The 17,215-nt window shown below is 60.6% G+C and carries 10 protein-coding genes and 1 pseudogene; 10 read left to right on the plus strand and 1 reads right to left on the minus strand.

The genetic code is table 11. From position 1 onward, the window contains the following. Positions 1-9: 9 nt before the first annotated feature. The 10 genes and pseudogenes from ACGSLL_RS07305 to ACGSLL_RS07350 all read left to right on the plus strand — a co-directional run bounded on the left by ACGSLL_RS07305 (position 10) and on the right by ACGSLL_RS07350 (position 14,992). Complete coding sequence (locus ACGSLL_RS07305; RefSeq protein ID WP_394504489.1) at positions 10-3,075, plus strand: virulence factor SrfB; 3,066 nt, start codon at positions 10-12, stop codon at positions 3,073-3,075. After that, positions 3,072-5,786, plus strand: coding sequence for a putative virulence factor (locus ACGSLL_RS07310; RefSeq protein ID WP_394504491.1), 2,715 nt, complete (start codon positions 3,072-3,074; stop codon positions 5,784-5,786). The genes ACGSLL_RS07305 and ACGSLL_RS07310 overlap by 4 nt, the downstream gene beginning before the upstream one ends. A 3-nt stretch (positions 5,787-5,789) precedes the next feature. Then, on the plus strand, positions 5,790-6,803 hold the full coding sequence (locus tag ACGSLL_RS07315) for a hypothetical protein (RefSeq protein WP_394504493.1): 1,014 nt from the start codon (positions 5,790-5,792) through the stop codon (positions 6,801-6,803). Next, on the plus strand, positions 6,803-8,794 hold the full coding sequence (locus ACGSLL_RS07320) for a vWA domain-containing protein (protein ID WP_394505005.1): 1,992 nt from the start codon (positions 6,803-6,805) through the stop codon (positions 8,792-8,794). Before ACGSLL_RS07315 ends, ACGSLL_RS07320 begins: the two co-directional genes overlap by 1 nt. 85 nt (positions 8,795-8,879) lie before the next feature. Further along, a pseudogene (locus tag ACGSLL_RS07325) lies at positions 8,880-9,521 on the plus strand (ABC transporter ATP-binding protein); the annotation flags it as partial. Next, positions 9,505-10,728, plus strand: a complete 1,224-nt coding sequence (locus ACGSLL_RS07330) for an ABC transporter permease (RefSeq protein ID WP_394504495.1) — start codon at positions 9,505-9,507, stop codon at positions 10,726-10,728. The pseudogene ACGSLL_RS07325 and the gene ACGSLL_RS07330, both read left to right, overlap by 17 nt. After that, positions 10,718-12,262, plus strand: a complete 1,545-nt coding sequence (locus ACGSLL_RS07335) for an SUMF1/EgtB/PvdO family nonheme iron enzyme (RefSeq protein WP_394504497.1) — start codon at positions 10,718-10,720, stop codon at positions 12,260-12,262. Before ACGSLL_RS07330 ends, ACGSLL_RS07335 begins: the two co-directional genes overlap by 11 nt. Positions 12,263-12,297: 35 nt before the next feature. After that, entirely contained in the window at positions 12,298-13,029 is a 732-nt protein-coding gene (locus ACGSLL_RS07340) for a hypothetical protein (protein ID WP_394504500.1), read from the plus strand. Positions 13,030-13,033: 4 nt separating this feature from the next. After that, on the plus strand, positions 13,034-13,540 hold the full coding sequence (locus ACGSLL_RS07345) for a hypothetical protein (RefSeq protein ID WP_394504502.1): 507 nt from the start codon (positions 13,034-13,036) through the stop codon (positions 13,538-13,540). 57 nt (positions 13,541-13,597) lie between these two features. After that, entirely contained in the window at positions 13,598-14,992 is a 1,395-nt protein-coding gene (locus tag ACGSLL_RS07350) for a VWA domain-containing protein (RefSeq protein WP_394504504.1), read from the plus strand. Between the two features lie 119 nt (positions 14,993-15,111). On the opposite strand, the gene ACGSLL_RS07355 is transcribed toward ACGSLL_RS07350, so the two are convergent. After that, positions 15,112-17,088: a methyl-accepting chemotaxis protein gene (locus ACGSLL_RS07355; RefSeq protein ID WP_394504506.1), complete on the minus strand. Its 1,977-nt coding sequence runs from the start codon at positions 17,086-17,088 to the stop codon at positions 15,112-15,114. Between the last annotated feature and the right edge of the window lie 127 nt (positions 17,089-17,215).

Below are 17,215 nucleotides of genomic sequence, written 5' to 3' on the forward strand. Positions count from 1 at the left end.
TAAAGCGAAATGTTGCCTGAAGTCACCCAATTCGAAGACACCGTCACGCTCGTCAGCGACACCGGTATTCAGTTCATGGATTTTGCCCTGCGCCTGGATCCGCGCAAGGAACCGGCGGGCGAGTTCGCGCCGATGATCAGTGGGCTGGTCTGCCGGTTGATGTACAACGAAGAGAAAGACTTCTACTTCTACGAACCTGAGCCGGAAAAGATCGAAAAAGCCAGGCCGGCCTTCAGCATCGACATGAAAAGCAGCCTCGACCTGCTGAATGGCGTCTGGCTGCCCATTCCGTTTTTCCGCTTCATGCCGCCGCATCGCTTCGATGAAGGCCCGTGCAACTGGTCTCGCATGCGCCTGGTCAAACTGGGCGCACCGGACATTGATGGCAACACCCATCGTCTGACCATGGCTTTCGACAGCCGCGTGATGCCCAAGCGTGACGGCACCGCTTATCTGGCGCCGAACGAGGAAGACATCAGCTCAGGTGTGTCTTTCAAACTGGCGACCAAGGCCAGCGAAACCCGCTGGTTTCTGACCCAGCCCTGGGTCAATGAATGGCTGCTCGAACTGTTCAACGAAGGCAACGGTCATCGCTCGCGCGAAGAACTCGATATCGACATTCGTGCCAATCATCATTTGGCGCATTACCTCAACGTACTGAGCCTGCTGGGCAAACCGTCGACGGCTATGCAATCGACGGCCAGACCCAAAGTCGATATCCCCGAGCTCAAAGTGGTCGCCAATGACAGCAACGGCCTGGTCAAACCGATCCTGGTTGATCTGGTCCTCGACGTCGGCAATTCGCGCACCTGTGGCATCCTCATCGAAAACCATGGTCAGGCCGGTTCAGGCCTCAAGCACAATTACGTGCTGGAACTGCGTGACCTGATTACCCCCGAGCACACTTACAATCAACCATTCGAAAGCCGTGTCGAGTTCGCCCAGGCGAATTTCGGCAAGGACCATTGCTCGGTCAAAAGCGGCCGGCACGATGCGTTCCAGTGGGCGACCATCGCTCGTGTGGGCAACGAGGCCGGGCGCCTTGCCAGTCGTCGGCGCGGCACCGAGGGCTCGACCGGACTGTCGAGCCCGAAACGTTATCTGTGGGACGAAAAAGCCTACGCGCCCGGCTGGCGTTTCAACTGTTCCTACGTCAAAACCGACAACGAGCCCTATGCCACCGCCGCGCCGTTTTCCCATTTGATCAACGAAACCGGTGAGGCGCTTTACAGCCTCGACGAAGATGACCGTTTGCCGGTGTTCATGCCGCGCTACTCGCGCAGTTCGCTGATGACCTTCATGCTCGCCGAGGTATTGGCACAAGCGCTGTCGCAGATCAACAGCCCTGCCCAGCGCTCGCGCCAGGGCCATACCCGCTCGCCGCGCCAGCTCAACAGCATCACCCTGACCGTGCCGCCCGGGATGCCTCAGGCCGAGCGCAGCATCCTCAACGAACGCATGCTGCAGGCCATCGGACTGGTCTGGAAAAGCCTCGGTTGGCACGCGGGCGAAGAAGATCCCCATCAGGAAGCAGCGCAAAGTCCGCGCACGCCGATCCCGAGCATTCGTGTTGAATGGGACGAAGCCTCCTGCGGACAGTTGGTTTACCTGTACACCGAGGTCAACGAGAACTTCGCCGGTCATCCGGAAGAGTTTTTCGAGACCATTGCCCGACCGGACAAGACTGATCGCGAGCGCATCACACTGGCGACCATCGATATCGGCGGCGGCACCACGGACCTGGTGATCACGGATTACCGCCTCGACCGCGCCGGCAATACCGGCAGCGGCAGCAACGTGCACATCGTGCCCGAGCAGCGTTTTCGCGACGGTTTCAAAGTGGCCGGTGACGACATTCTGCTCGACGTGATTCAGGACTTCATTCTGCCGAGCTTCGAAAAAGCCCTGCAGAACGCCGGGGTGAAAGCCCCGGACTCGTTGATGTCACGGCTGTGCGGCGACGAATCGGTCAGCGCTCAGGACGTGATCCTGCGCCAGCAACTGAACCTGCAAGTGTTCTCGCCCCTCGGCCTGGCGTTGCTCAAGGCCTACGAACAGTACGATCCGCAAGTCCCGCAGGAAGTCACGCCGAAGAGCTATCGGCAGTTGCTCGGCGACCATGCGATCAGCCTGACCGTGCTCGAATACGTCAATGCCGCCGTGCGCCGCGATGTTGGCGGGCAGAGCAATTTCGATCTGTACGAGGCGCAGATCAGCTTCGACCTGCAAAAGCTTCACGCCGCGTTCCTCAACGATCAGATCAACATCACCAAGATCCTCGGTGCACTGTGTGAAGTGGTCGCCCAGTACCCGTGCGACGTCTTGCTGCTGACGGGCCGGCCATCGCGCCTGCCGGGCATTCAGGCGTTTATCCGCAAGGTCTTGCCGCTGCCTCCGGGGCGCATTCTGGCCCTGCAGAATTACCGCACCGGCGGCTGGTACCCGTTCCACAAGAACGGCCGCATCGACGACCCGAAAAGTACCGCATCGGTCGGCGCCATGCTCTGCCTGCTGTGCGCCAACCACAGCGTGCCGAATTTCTATTTCCGTTCTTCAGCGCTCAAACCGTATTCGACGGTCAAGCACATCGGCGTCATCGACCTCAATAACGTGATCAAGGATGCCGACGTGCTGTACCGCGACATCCAGTCTGAAGACTACAAGATCAAGCTGCCGGAAATCGGCACCGGCGACGACGCCGATACACCGCAGCTGGAAATGCGTGGTGATCTGCGTCTGGGTTTCCGCCAGCTGGCTGCCGATCGCTGGTCAGCCTCGCCGCTGTACACCTTGCGATTCACCAAGGCCGGGCGTGACAAATTCTCCCGCGCAGTGGGTGAAAACGGTAGCGCGCCTTTGCTCAAGGTGCGCTTCGAGGTCAAGCCTGCGGACAAGTACACGAAAAAGCAGGATCTGGTCAGCGACCGACTCTCGGTACGCGACATCGAATCCAACAGCAACAACGTCAGCTTCAACCCGCGCAGCGACCTCGAACTGGAACTCAATACCATGCTCGATGCCGGCCTGAGCGAGACCAAGTACTGGCTCGACAGTGGAAGTGTGAAACGCAAATGAACGACCTGACCCCCGCTCAACATCAGCTCTCTGCCCAGTGGGCTGCGGTTTATGAAGGTGCCGGTCAGGCACTGGACTGGATTGGCCAGACACGCGGCAACGCGCCGCGTCTGGACAGCGAAGCCGACAACCTGAACATCCGGCTGCACCGTGCCCGCAATCTGGCCCACAGCCTTGGTCGCGTGGCCTGCACGCCGATGACCATCGGCTTTTTCGGCTTGTCCCAGGCCGGCAAGTCCTACCTGATTTCGGCCCTGGCGGCCGGTCAGAACGGCAAACTGGAGACCGATTACGGTGGCCAGCGCCTGGATTTCATTCGCCACATCAACCCGGTCGGCGGCGGCAAGGAAGCGACCGGTCTGGTGACGCGCTTCAGCCGCCGCGCCACGCCGGGCGAGGACCCACAGTTTCCGGTGGAGCTGACGTTGTTCAAGGAAATCGAGCTGGCGAAAATTCTCGCCAACTCCTGGTTCAAGGACTTCGACCTCGAACGGATTTCCTATGAGATCGATGAAGAGCGCATTCAGCGCGTACTGAAACCGTTCGAGGGGCGCGAAAACGGGCCCCTGCAACCGGGGGTCAATGCCGATGACCTGGTGTCGCTGTGGGACTACCTGCGGGACAATTTCCGCAATTCGGTAAAAAAACTCGAGCACCTGTACTGGCCGAAGGCGCTGGTACTGGCGCCACGCCTGAACGTCCAGGAGCGTGCCGAGCTGTTCGCCATCCTTTGGGGTGAGCAGCGTGAACTGACGCGTGTCTATCAGCAACTGGCCGGAGCGCTGCATAAGCTCGGCTTGCCAGAGACCGTGTTCGCGCCGCTGAAAGCCCTCGTAACGTTCGAAAACGACACTTATAGCCAGCGCGACAGCATCATGAACGTCGACATTCTGGAACGCTTCGGCAGCCCGGCTGATTTGCCGATCGAGGTGCGTCCACGCATCGCCGGCCGCCTGCACAACAGTCAGGGCATCCCGGTCGCGCAACTGGCAGCGCTGACCGCTGAGATGACCTTCGGCCTGATCGAAGCGCCGGCGGACGACATCGTTAATCAGGTCGACCTGCTCGACTTTCCCGGCTATCGCGGGCGCAAAAAACTCCACGAGATTGCCGACTCCAGCGATCCGGAATCCGCGACCAAGGACAATTCGGTCTCGCAACTGATTCTGCGCGGCAAGGTCGCCTACCTGTTCGAACGCTACACCGACAATCAGGAAATGAACGCGCTGGTGGTGTGCACCGGCTCGACCAAACAGAGTGACGTCAATGACGTCGGCCCGGTGCTGACGCGCTGGATCGAAAAGACTCAGGGCGCCGATGCGGCGGCCCGCAGCAAGCGCGAGACCGGGCTGATCTGGGCCCTGACCATGCTTGACCTGCGAGTGACCAACTCGCTGAGTCTGACCGCCGATCAATACGACGAGAGCTGGAACGGTATGGTCAAACTGACCATGCTCGAACGCTTCGGCAGCCTCGGCTGGATGAACGACTGGGCGGGCACACCGTTCCAGAACACCTTTCTGGTGCGCAAGCCGCGAATGGACGCAGCGTTCATCGTGCAGGACGCCAGCGGTGCCGAAACGGGTCTGAGCAGTAATTATCAGGCACGCGTCGAGGCGCTGGGCCGCAGCTTCGCCAGCAATGCACTAGTGCGCAAGCACGTTGCCGATCCGGCAAAAGCCTGGGCAGAAATGCTGCGCAATGACGACGGCGGCATCAGCCATTTCAGCGGCAGCTTCACGGGCGTCGCCAATATCGAATTCAAATTGCAGCGCATCCGCGAGCAACTCGACGAATGCCTCGAAGGCCTCACTACCCATGGCCTCAGCACTTGGTATCACGCTGACGGCGACGGTGCGACAGCGGCCAAGAAGGCTCAGGCGCAAATGATTCTGTCGGGGCTGGGCAAGCGCCCGGCGGTGCTTGGCGAACTGATCGATCAGCTCGACATGCGCAGTGAAGAGGTGCGCGATCTGTACCTCAGCGGTGTCTACGAAACCGATGACGCACCAAACGCCGAAGAACAACCGGTCAATACACCACCAAGCCAGAGCCTTTACGGCAACGATGCCGGTTTCGAGTTCGATTTCGGTGGCGACCTGAGCCATGACAGCGCGCCCGTGAGCAGTAATACCGGTAACACGGCGCCGGAACTGCTAAGCAACGAGCACCGCTTCGCCAAAGCGGCTTTCAAAGCCTGGATCGCCCACCTGCGTGAGCTGACCACCCGACAAAGCCTGCTCAATCTGCTCGGGCTGGAAAAAGCCTTGCTGGAAGCCGTGGTCGACGAATTGATCACTGCCGGTTACCGCCATGACCTTCCCGGACAACTCAGCCGTGCCGTACTCAAACGTGCGCAGAGCGGCGCCCGTCGCGATCAACTGGTCGAGAGGCAAGTGCTGGAGGTGCAACGTGTACTGCGCGATTTTGTCTCCTGGTTCGGCTATATCCAGAAGCCGGTGAGTGAACGTCCGAACAGCCGCGCCGGTGCCAAGGCGCCGCTGTTTTCGTTCTACGCCGATATCGGTCCAGGACAGGTTCCGGTGCTGCCGGCACAGCCCTCCAATCAGGCCCAGCTGTTTCTCGGCGACTGGCTCTCGGGCCTGGCCTACATCACGCTGGACAACGCCGGCCACGGCGCCGGTCGTGAAATCACCCCTGAACAGAATGAACGGCTGGGCCAAGTGCTCGCCGCCTTCACCGCGAGATAAGCCATGCCAATTCGTGTCGACCTGCTCGCGTTAGAGCCCAATTTACCCGGTCAGGCCTGCCTCACTGTGAAGAAATGGCAAGGCGCTGAAGAGCACCTGGAATTTTCCATTCAGCGCAACCAGGACCATTTTTATCTTCAGGAAGGACAAGTCTGGAGCAACAATCCGTTCTGGTTTCAGGTGTCGCGATTCAGCGTTGCTGCCAGCGGTGAAGCGCTTGAGGCGCAAGTCGGGCCGGAAGTGGTCGATCCGTTGCTGGAAGGCGGCGCCAATTCGCAATATCGCATCGAACTGCGCGAGCAGGGTCCGGGACAAAGCGATGTCGGCGTGGTTCGTCCGGGCATGGGACTGCTGCCTTCCACGGCTGGCGGGGAAACGCGCTCGACTTACGGTGCAGCTCAACTGAGTACACCGATTGCTCCGCAAGCGCAGATTCCCGAACTGCCAGAGCTGGTGCTGCCTGAGACAGAAGCACCAGCCGAACCGGAGCCGCTCGCTGCGGAGCCTGTTTATACCCCGCCGCCGGCGCCGGCGAAGAAGAGCAACAAAGGCCTGATCGGTTTGCTCATCGTGGTGTTGCTGCTGATCGCCGCAGCGGTCGGCTTCTGGCTGATTAAACGCGCTCCGGCACCTGCCGCACCGGCAGTCGCCGCGACCCCGACAGCCGATGCCGAAGCCTGCACCGTGGAAAGCATGAACAGCCTGCCCGAGCTGACGTTCGTCCAGACCTGCATCAAGGCGGCCCCGGACAGTGCCAGACTGCTGGAAATCATCAATCAGGCCAAGGCCGGCAAACACTGTGGCGTCGCCCAGCGCCTGTACGCCAACCGCGCCCAGGCCGGTGACGCACTGATCGCCAACGCCTACGCCCATGAATACGATCCGAAGTACTTGCAAGCCAGCGATTGTTTCCCGGCGGCGGATAACGCCACCGCCGCCTACTGGTACGAAACGATCCTGACTCAAGACCCGAACAACGCCGAAGCCAGGCAGCGTTTCGAGGAGCTGCAGAAGTGATGCGTACCTCCGTGAATCGTTTTCTGTTGAGCGCCGCTGCGCTGTTGGCACTGTGCGTCGGTCCGCTGGCAACGGCGAATGAAAAGCCATTGATCCAGGCCGGCAAAAAAACCTTGTTCCAGCGTGTACTGACCACCCCTGGCTGCAAAATCAGCCCGACGGCCGGTGGCGCGGCAGGCGAGGAGCAACCGGTGTTCAGCCGCTTCTATGTGTACGAGCGCGCCCAGGCGAGCGACGCTGAATGGCTGAAAGTAGGCCCCGACAGTTACGGCAACACCATCGGCTGGCTGCCTGCCAGTTGCACCACCGACTGGAAAATGCAGCTGACTCTGGCTTTCACCAACCCGGCCAACCGCGACCGCCTGCTGTTTTTCAAAGAACGCGCCACGGTTGAAGGGATTCTCGATGCGCCGGACCCGGTGAGCAAAGTCGCTCCGCTGCGAGCGACTCTGAAAAAAGGCAAACAGGCCCCCGGCGTGCTTGCCGAAGAACCTGAATATTTCGTCGACCTGCAAAAGCAGTTTTACCTGCTACCGGTACTCAGCGGCGAAGAAGTCATGACCGAGGCGGGCTTTCGCACGCGCTTGCTCAATGTCGCATCGGTGAGCAAAGCCGAGCACAAAGACGCCAAAGGCGCAGCCGCTGAGGGCGCGTCCGGCGGCAAGGAAGCCGAGGACAAGGCCAGCAGCCAACTGAAGGAATTCAGTGCCGCCGTGGTGTTCGTCATCGACTCGACGATTTCGATGGACCCGTACATCGACCGCACCCGCGAGGCGATCCGCAAGGTCTATCAGCAGATCGAATCGCAGAACCTCGGCAAACAAGTGAAGTTCGGCCTTGTTGCGTTCCGTTCCAGCACCGATGCGGTGCCGGGGCTGGAATACACCACCAAAATGTACGCTGACCCGACCAAGGTGAAGGACAGCGCAGATTTCCTCGCCAAGGTGGCCGACCTCAAGCAAGCCAAGGTCTCCAGCAGCAGCTTTGACGAAGATGCCTATGCCGGTGTGATGCACAGTATCGACAAGGTCGACTGGAGCCAGTTTGGCGCGCGGTACGTGATTCTGATCACCGATGCCGGCGCCATCGAAGGCGACGACAAACTGTCGAAAACCGGTTTGAGCGCGGCACAGGTGCGCCTCGAAGCCGCCAATCCGGGCGTGGCGATCTACACCCTGCATCTGAAGACCCCGGCGGGCATCAAGGACCACGCCAAAGCCGAGGGGCAGTACCAGAACCTGTCGACTTATCCGGGCACCAACACCTCACTGTATTACCCGGTGAACGCTGGCGATGTTCAGGAGTTCGGACGCAAGGTCGACACCCTCGCCACCGCCATCACTTCGCAGGTCAAGGCCGCCTACATGGGCGAAGATGCCATCGGTAGCGCGGTGAACGCCAGGCAGGATCCGGCCGAGAAGAAGATGCTCGACGATGCAGCACTGATCGGCCATGCGATGCAACTGGCGTATCTGGGCGAGAAGACCAACAGCAAGGCGCCACCGGTATTCAAGGCCTGGATCACCGACCGTGACCTGATCAAGCAGAACATCCCGACCACCGACGTGCGCGTGCTGCTGACCAAATCCCAGCTCAGCGACTTGAGCGATGTCATGAAGCAGATCCTCGACGCGGCCAACGAAGGTCTGATTTCGCCGACGGAAATGTTTGATCGCCTGCGCTCGGTCGCCGCGACCATGGGTGCCGACCCGAACCAGCTCAAGCAGAACGGCGACGCCAGGCTGGCCGACATGGGCGTATTTGGCGAGTACCTCGAAGACCTGCCTTATCAGAGCGAAGTGCTCAATCTCGACGAAGAAACGTGGAAGAGCTGGGACGGTCTGGCACAGGAAAAATTCATCCGCACGCTTAACACCAAACTGCGTCATTACCAGCGCTACAACGCTGACGTCGACCGTTGGGTAGCGCTGGCCAAGGACAGCGACGCGCGGGACAACGTTTACCCCGTTCCTCTGGAAATGATGCCCTGACGAGACGCCGATGCTCGATATTAAAAATCTGCTGGTGCGCCGCGGTGAAGGCGCACTGGCGCATCACGTGCGTCTGCCACAGTTGCAGCTCGGTGCCGGGGAAATTCTTGCCATCACCGGTGAGAGCGGCAGCGGCAAAAGCACCTTGCTCGAAGCCATCGGCCTGCTGCTGAAGCCGGTCGAGCTCGAATGCTTTCGCCTGGGCAAAACATTATCGGCCACACAACCGGCACAGGACATTGCACGCCTGCTGGCCAGCGATGACCAGCCAGGGCTGGCGGCGGTGCGTTCGCGGGATCTGGGTTTCATCTTGCAAAGTGGCGGCTTACTGCCATTTCTCAGTGTGCGCGACAATATCTGTCTGCCGCGTCGCTTGCTGGGCATGCAGCTGACAAGCGCGCATGTGGACCACGCGGTCGAGGTGCTGCGCCTGCAAGGGCTGCTGGAGAAAAAACCGCAAGCCTTGTCGATCGGCGAGCGTCAACGGGTCGCTTGCGTGCGCGCAATTGCTCATGAGCCGCTGCTGCTGCTGGCCGACGAGCCGACCGCCGCCCTCGATCCGCACAACGCACGACGCCTGTTCGAATTGTTGCTGAGCCTGGTGTCGAGCATGGGCTTGAGTGCTTTGGTGGTATCGCACGACTGGCCCTTGCTCAAGGATTTCGGTTTGCCACGTTTCGGGGCGATCAGCCGTGAGGGAGAGACTTTGTTTGAACCAATGGACTGACCGCTTGCGCCTGCTGATCCTCTTGGCCCTGCAAGACCTCTGGCATGATCGCAAGGTGTCGCTGTGTATCGCCGCCTCGCTGGTGGCGGTGATCGCGCCGTTGCTGCTGTTGTTCGGGCTCAAGCACGGCGTGGTCAGCCAGTTGCAGGAAGAACTGTTGCGTGATCCGCGCAATCTTGAAGTGAAGATGCTCAGCAACGGCAACTACGACAGCGCCTGGATCGAACGCCTGCGTCAGCGTCCGGAAACCGCATTTGCCCTCGGTCAGACCCGCTCGCTCAACACCCAGGCCGACTTGGTGATGGGCATGCAACGGTTTGTCGAGGGCGCGGAGATCATCGCCACCGAACCCGGCGATCCACAGCTGAACCTGCCGCGACTCAACCCGGTCGACAATCAAGTGATTCTCAGCGCACGCGCCGCACAACGTTTACAGGCCAAGGCCGGCGACCGCGTGCAACTGCGGGTGCTGCGTCGGCTGGAAGGCGTCAACGAGCGCGGCGAAATCAGCCTGAGCGTCCTCGCGGTGCTCGATGGCGCGCGTTTCGGCCGCGCCGCAGGGTTTGTCGCGCCGTCGTTGCTGCTGGACCTCGAACGCTTTCGCGACGGCTTTCAGGTGGCGGCGTTCGGCATCCCGACCGGCAAGCCGCAGGGCGACCTGCAACCGCTGTACGCCCGTGCTCGGCTGTATGCGCGTGACATTGATCAGGTCGCACCGCTGGAACGCTGGCTCAACGAGCAACACATCGAAACCTCGAGCCGACTGGCCGACATCGACAACGTCAAAGCCATCAACCACGTGCTCGGTTTGATCTTCGGCGTGATTGCCCTGGCGGCGCTGATCGGTTGCGTGGCGTCGATGGTCGGGGCATTCCTGGCCAACATTGACCGCAAGCGCAAAAGTCTCGCGGTGTTGCGGCTGCTGGGTTTCAACCGTACCGCAGTCGGTGGTTTCGTGATCACCCAGGCGCTGCTTCTGGGGCTGGCCGGTTATCTCGGCGGTCTTGGGCTTTATGCAGTCGGCAGCCACTTGTTCGACTACTTGCTCGGCAGCAGCCAGGCCACCGGCACGTTCGTTTGCCACATCACTTTCTGGCACGGCTTCGCCGCCCTGCTCCTGACCTTTCTGGTCGCTGCACTGGTGGCCGTGATCGGCGCCGTGCGAGCCATCAGTATCCAACCTGCGGAGAGTCTGCGTGAGCTATAAACATTTTGGCTTGCTGTTGCCCTTAAGCCTCGGCTACCTGCTCGATGCGTCGGCGGCGGGCTGGGAAGAGAAGTATTACAACCCGATGCCCGAGGCCAGCGATGTCGTGCTGCCGATGCCTTGTGAAGGCTCGATGGTGTTTCGCAAGGTGTTCATTCCAGTCGCCGGCCCGCTGGATGACTACCCCATCAATATCGGTCAGGACGGCGCCGAATACGGTTATGTCGAGCAAACCCGACCGACCTTCATTGCCGGCAGCTTCACCGGTGGCAAGAAAGACAAGTCACGTTATTACCTGATGGCCAAGTACGAGATGAGTCAGCTGCAATATGCCGCACTCACCGAGGACGCATGCCCGACCGCTGCAACCAGAATGCGCCTGCCGCAAGTCGCCGTCAGCTGGGTGCAGGCCATTGATGCCGCGGACCGCTACAACCTGTGGTTGCGCAAGAACGCCGCCGACAAGTTGCCGAAAGAAGATGGCGCGCTGGGTTTTTTGCGCTTGCCGACGGAAGTCGAATGGGAATTTGCAGCTCGAGGCGGTCTGGAGGTCGGTGCGGCAGAGTTTCGCGACACGCGCTATCCCATGCCTGAGGGCCTCAACGTCTACGAGTGGTTCGCCGGGGCGCAGTCGTCCAACGGAAAACTGCAATTGAGTGGCCTGCAGAAACCCAATCCGCTGGGCCTGCATGACATGCTCGGCAATGCCGACGAAATGATGTTCGAACCGTTTCGCCTGAACAAACTCGACCGCCAGCATGGTCAGGCCGGTGGCTACGTGGTGCGCGGCGGTAACTACCTGACCGCCCAGGCCGACCTGCGCACCGCCCTGCGCAAGGAAGAGCCGTACTACAACGCCGATGGCCAAGTGAAAAACAAAACCACTGGCCTGCGTCTGGTCATGGTCTCGCCGACCCTGACTTCGCGTGAGCGCGTGGCCAGTATCGAGAGCAGTTGGAAGACCCTCGGCACCGGCGGCAAAGACAACGCGTCAGCGGATAAAGGCACGGTGCAGTCTCTCAACACCCTCGCCTCGGGCGTCGAAGACAAAGCCCTCAAGGAAAAACTCCAGGCCCTGGAAAACCAGCTGCGTGCCAGTAACCAGCAGCAGGAAGAAACTCGCGATCAGGCGATTCGCGCCAGCCTCAACCTCGGTGCGTTCCTCTGCACCAAGATGCTCGACGACGGTCAGTACGTGGACTTCCTGCAGAAGAATTTCAAGCTCAACTGCGAGTCCGCCGACAAGGACGCCAGTTGCGACATGCGCAAAGCCAAGCTCGACGAACAGAAGGATCGCCTGCACAAACTCAGCCGCTACTACGCCAGCAGTCTGGTGGAATCGGCGACGCTATATGGCCAGCCGCTGCTTGAGGCACAAGTTCCGGTGATGGAAGAAATCATCACCCGCAACAAACAACTGCAAGACCTCAAACCTTATTTGCGTACGCACTGGGCGAATCAGAAGGCTTTTCTGCAAAAACAGAAGATCGATACCGACGCTTGGCTGAGCAGTTGCAAAACCGTTTCCCAATAACAACGCACACAACACTGTCATCAAGGAGCTTCACCATGTCGCGCAGCCTCTGGACTCGCTTCAAGCTACAAATTGCTTTCGTCCTCACCGGCAGCCTGCTGCTCACCGGCTGCGCCAACACCGGCAGCTCGATGCTTGGCGGCAGCGATGGCGCCGATCCTCGTCTGACGCAGGGCAGCGACGCACAATTTTTCAGCAAATCCGGATACCAGGCGTGTGCCGTGGGTGCCGGCGTCGGTATTCTCGGTTGCGCATTGTCCAATAGCAGCAACAAGGCCGTTTGCGCCATTGCCGCCGGGATCACCGCCTGCGGTGTGGCGATGGGCGCCAACTATTATCTGGATCAGCGTCGCAGCGAATACGCAGACACCACCACGCGCCTGGCGAAGATGAACAGCGATGTCGAGCAAGACACGCAGAACGTCATCGCCCGTACCTCCACCGCTCAACAGGTGATCAACGACGACAAAGCGCGTATCGCCCAGATCAAGAAAGACGTCGCCAACAAGAAGGTCGACAAGGCCAAGGCCCAGGCGCAGATCGCCGAAATCGACCAGAACATCGCGCGCCTGCGCAAAGACCTCGGCAACATGCGCACCAAAGTCACCGAGTACACCAAAGTGGCCGATGCTGAACGTGCACAGGGCGCCGGTGCGGAAATCAAGCAAGTGGACATCAACATTCTGAAGATGAATGAAAAGGTCGCCGCCCTGCAGAAGGAAGTGGACGGTCTCTACAGCCAGCGCTCTGCGATCACCCTGGGTTAAGCACATGACCCTAAAACAGCTGGCGGTCCTTACCGCCGTCCTCGCCTTGAGCGGCTGCGCAACCCGGCCTGGCGAATGCGATGCAAGCAATCGCGACAGCAGCATGCTGACCAAGATGAGCTGTGACTACTCCGGTGGCTACAGTGATCAGGTCAAGCAGAAGGAATCGGCGCTGGCCGATTCCCGTCAGCAGAACGCCATGTTCCGCCAGGTCTACGAAAACATCCAGGCGCAGCAACTGAGCACCCGCACCGACCTGGCCAGTCAGCAGAAATCCCAGGCCGAGCTGAATCAGTCACTGGGCAAGCTGCTGACTTCGCTCAAGGGGCGACGTGGCAATGAGGGCCAGGTGCAGAAGCAGATCGCCGATCTGGAGCAGCAGCTCAAGACCTCACAGGCTGCGCCGATCGCGAGCACCTCACCGGCAACGCTGGCCGCCAAGCAGGAGCAGCTCAAGGTCCTGCAAAAGAAGGTCAATCAGTTGCAGTTCAGTCTCGGTTACGAAGAGTAATTTTCACCCCCGCAGGCCTTCCGTTGAAGGCCTGCAGCTTTTTCAGGAATAGTCGTCATGCAGCGGGTCATCAGGGATGCGCACGCCACACCGGAGGGGATGAGTGCGCTGCAGACCAAAGTCGCCCTCATTCAAAAACACTTTCCGCCTACCGCCGCCAGCCTTTTCGCCATACCCCGGATGGGCAGTGGCGAGGTGCTGGAATGGTGGACCGGACTAGGCGGGCAACCCACGCCCTATGCCGAACTCAATGAAGACGCGCAGCGTCGTTTGCTGCAGACCTATGACACGCGCCAGACTTCGCTTGAACAACTCGCGGACGAGCTGCATAAACGCGGTCAGCCTGCGGTAGCCGATGATTTGCGCAGCCTGTTGGGCAGCCCTGAGCTGGACAAGCTCTACAGCCTGAACGGCGAGCCACTGGTGGTGCGCTGGAACCAGCGCCCGCCAAGGCCGGTCCCGCCGGTTGTTCCGCCGGTGCCATTGGCGCCAGTCGTACCGCCCTCACGCCGTGGCTGGTGGATTGCCGCCGCCTTGCTGGCGCTGTTGTTGCTGCTTCTGGCGCTGTGGTTGTGGTGGTACCTGCACCGAGAGCCCGTCGTCGTCGCAGTGCCACCGGCAGCACCGGTCATGGCCCCCGTGGTACAACCGGTCGAGCCAGTGCCCGAGCCCGTCGTGCAACCGGAACCTGCTCCAGAACCCGTGCCTGCACCTGTACCGGAACCAACACCTGTTGCGCCGCCAAAACCGGTCGTCGTGGCCCCGCCCCCGACACTGGACAATTTCGCTTGCCGTAAAAAAGCACCGAATGTGGTGGTTCCGCAATTCGTCGTAGTTCTCGATACCTCGGGGTCGATGGAGCTCAATACCAAAGCGGTGAAAGCTGACGAAGACTGGTTCTTTGGCAACAACCTCAACAAGTACACCGACCCGGAACGCACGATACGAATCTTCGAAAAACCGAGCCGCATGAACGTCGCGCAGGATTCGCTGGCCGGCATGATCAACGCGCTGGATCCGAAGATCGACACACGCCTGATCACCTTCGCCGGTTGCGAAAGCACGCCTGACCAAGGGGTGTTCAAGTTCGGCGACCGTCAGCGCCTGATCAACGGGATTCGTGGGCTGGTGCCCAACAATGGCACGCCCTTGGCCGATAGCCTGGCCAAGGCGGCGAGCACGGTTGACGGGCGCAACAACGACGCGGTGATCGTGATGTTCATCGACGGCGAGGACGGTTGCCAGAAGGACGTGTGCGCAGTGTCCCGACGCATCGCCCAGGAGCAACCGCGGTTACGGGTCAATGTGGTGAGCATCGGCGCCGGCGGACCTTCGCAGTGCATTGCAAAAAACACCGGGGGCCGGGTTTATTCGAGCACCAACGCGGCGGAACTCGCCAAGCAGCTGAAACTGGCGAGCAAGGAAGTATCCAGTAGCGCCAAATGTAATTGATCGAGGTACCTCAATCGCGAGCAGCTCACTCCCACTTCGGTTCCCGGGCTTCACAAAACCTGTGATTGGACCGGACACTCTGGAACGAGCCTGCTCGCGATAGCTATTTCAGGCGCACATCAACGAAAGCGATCAACCTCGGAACGCAGATCCGCCGCCAGTTTCTCCAGTTCTTTGGCCGTCACTGCGAGGTTGGAAACCACTTCGCGTTGTTCGCTGTTAGCCAGAGCAATGCTCTGAAGGTTGCTGCTCAGCAACGTTGCGGTGCTGCTCTGCTCCTGCGTTGCCGTAGTGATCGCCGCAAACTGCTGGCCTGCCGAACGGCTCTGCTCATCGATCCGCGCCAGCGCCGAGGCGACATTGGCGTTGCGCGACAGGCCTTCCTGCATCAGCACGTTGCCCTGCTCCATGGTGCTGATCGCGTTGCCGGTTTCCTGCTGGATGCTGTGGATCATGCTGGAGATTTCATCAGTGGCCTGACGAGTACGCGAGGCCAGGCTGCGCACTTCGTCGGCGACCACGGCAAAGCCGCGACCTTGCTCACCGGCACGTGCCGCTTCGATCGCAGCGTTAAGTGCCAACAGGTTGGTCTGCTCGGCGATCGAGGTGATCACGCCGACGATGCCGCCGATTTCCTGGGAACGCTGACCGAGGGTGTTGATCACCGTCGCGGTGCTGTTCAGAGCGCCTGCGATTTGCTCAAGCGACGACGAGGCTTCTTCCATCGAGCTGCGGCCGATCTGCGTTTGCTGAGCGTTTTCCTGGGCCAGACGCTGGGTGGCGCTCATGTTGTCGGCGATGTTCAGCGAGGTCGCGCTGAATTCTTCTACCGCGCCGGCCATGCTGGTGATTTCGCCGGACTGCTGCTCCATGCCGTCATAGGCACCGCCGGACAAACCGGACAACGCCTGCGCGCGACTGTTGACCTCTTCCGAAGAGCGGCGGATGTGCTCGACCATGGTCGACAGGGCCTGGCTCATCTGGTTGAACGCGCGCGACAATTGACCGATTTCATCGTTGCTCGACACGTTCAGACGTACGCTCAAGTCGCCCGCGCCCAAGGCTTCAGCCTGACGCACCAGATCACTCAACGGCGCCAGTTTGCTGCGCAGCAGCCAGACCACCGAACCGACGGCCAGCAACATCGCCAGCAGACTGCCAATCGCCAGTTGCGTGCCGACGCTCCAGGTCACCGCGCGAATCTCGGCTTTCGGCATGCTCGCCACCACCGACCACGGGCCGCCTTCGAACGGTACGGCAATGCTGTAGAAATCTTCGCCCTTGTCGCTCCAGAACTCACCCTTGCCCGGGGTTTTCACCAGTGCATTGATGGCTGGCACTGCCTGGTCCAGCGACTCTACACCGGCGATCGGCACCAGCCATTTGTTCTGCTCGTCGAGCAAGGCCAGCGAGCCGGTCTGGCCGATGCGGAAGCGCTTGAGGTTGGCGAACTGGGCGTTCTGCGCATCGGTGTAATCGAAGCCGACGTACAGCACAGCAATGATCTTGCCGCTGCCATCGCGCACAGGCGTGTACTGCGACATGTAATAGCGCTCGAACAGCAGCGAGCGGCCGACGTAACTCTGCCCCGCCATCAACTTCGCGTAAGCCGGGTTGGCATGATCGAGCACGGTGCCGATGGCGCGGGTGCCGTCCTGCTTGCTGACGTTGGTGCTGACGCGAATGAAGTCTTCGCCGCTGCGCACGAACACCGTGGCCACACCGGCGGTCATCTGCTTGAACTCGTCGACTTCCTTGAAGTTGTTGTTCAGCACTTCGTTGCCCAGATGCAGGCCCGGGGTCTGCACGCCGGCCACAGTCACGGGCTGGTCAGGGTGCACGCTCAGGCCGCCGCCGAAACGCTTTTCGAACAAGCCGCTCAGGCGCAGGGTGCTTTCGCGCAGCGTGCCGTGGAACGTGCTCAGCTGGTCGGCCAGCAGCCGCGCCTCACTGGCCAGATGCTCTTCACGGGTGGCGAGGTTGGCAGAATCCAGCGAACGCAGGGCGAACACCGTACTGCCGCTGATGACAATCGCCAGTATCACGGCGAGGGCGAGGCCCAGCTGCGAGGCGATCCGAGCACGAGGTTGAGACATGAACAGCTCCTGGCCGAGCCACCGAATCCTCCTTGATCGCGGTAATGCCCGGAAAAATATTCTAATAATGGGGGTGCAGCGCGGAACCGGCACGACGGTTCCACTTGCTCATAGTCGGCGGTGAATC

Source organism: Pseudomonas retamae (assembly GCF_043496865.1).
GTDB lineage: Bacteria > Pseudomonadota > Gammaproteobacteria > Pseudomonadales > Pseudomonadaceae > Aquipseudomonas > Aquipseudomonas retamae.

What these genes read in the sequence shown, in the direction of transcription:
- ACGSLL_RS07305 (WP_394504489.1), top strand. Translation starts at nt 10, where the DNA reads ATGTTGCCTGAAGTCACCCAATTCGAAGACACCGTCACGCTCGTCAGC.
- ACGSLL_RS07310 (WP_394504491.1), top strand. Translation starts at nt 3,072, where the DNA reads ATGAACGACCTGACCCCCGCTCAACATCAGCTCTCTGCCCAGTGGGCT.
- ACGSLL_RS07315 (WP_394504493.1), top strand. Translation starts at nt 5,790, where the DNA reads ATGCCAATTCGTGTCGACCTGCTCGCGTTAGAGCCCAATTTACCCGGT.
- ACGSLL_RS07320 (WP_394505005.1), top strand. Translation starts at nt 6,803, where the DNA reads ATGCGTACCTCCGTGAATCGTTTTCTGTTGAGCGCCGCTGCGCTGTTG.
- ACGSLL_RS07340 (WP_394504500.1), top strand. Translation starts at nt 12,298, where the DNA reads ATGTCGCGCAGCCTCTGGACTCGCTTCAAGCTACAAATTGCTTTCGTC.
- ACGSLL_RS07345 (WP_394504502.1), top strand. Translation starts at nt 13,034, where the DNA reads ATGACCCTAAAACAGCTGGCGGTCCTTACCGCCGTCCTCGCCTTGAGC.
- ACGSLL_RS07350 (WP_394504504.1), top strand. Translation starts at nt 13,598, where the DNA reads ATGCAGCGGGTCATCAGGGATGCGCACGCCACACCGGAGGGGATGAGT.
- ACGSLL_RS07355 (WP_394504506.1), bottom strand. Translation starts at nt 17,088, where the DNA reads ATGTCTCAACCTCGTGCTCGGATCGCCTCGCAGCTGGGCCTCGCCCTC.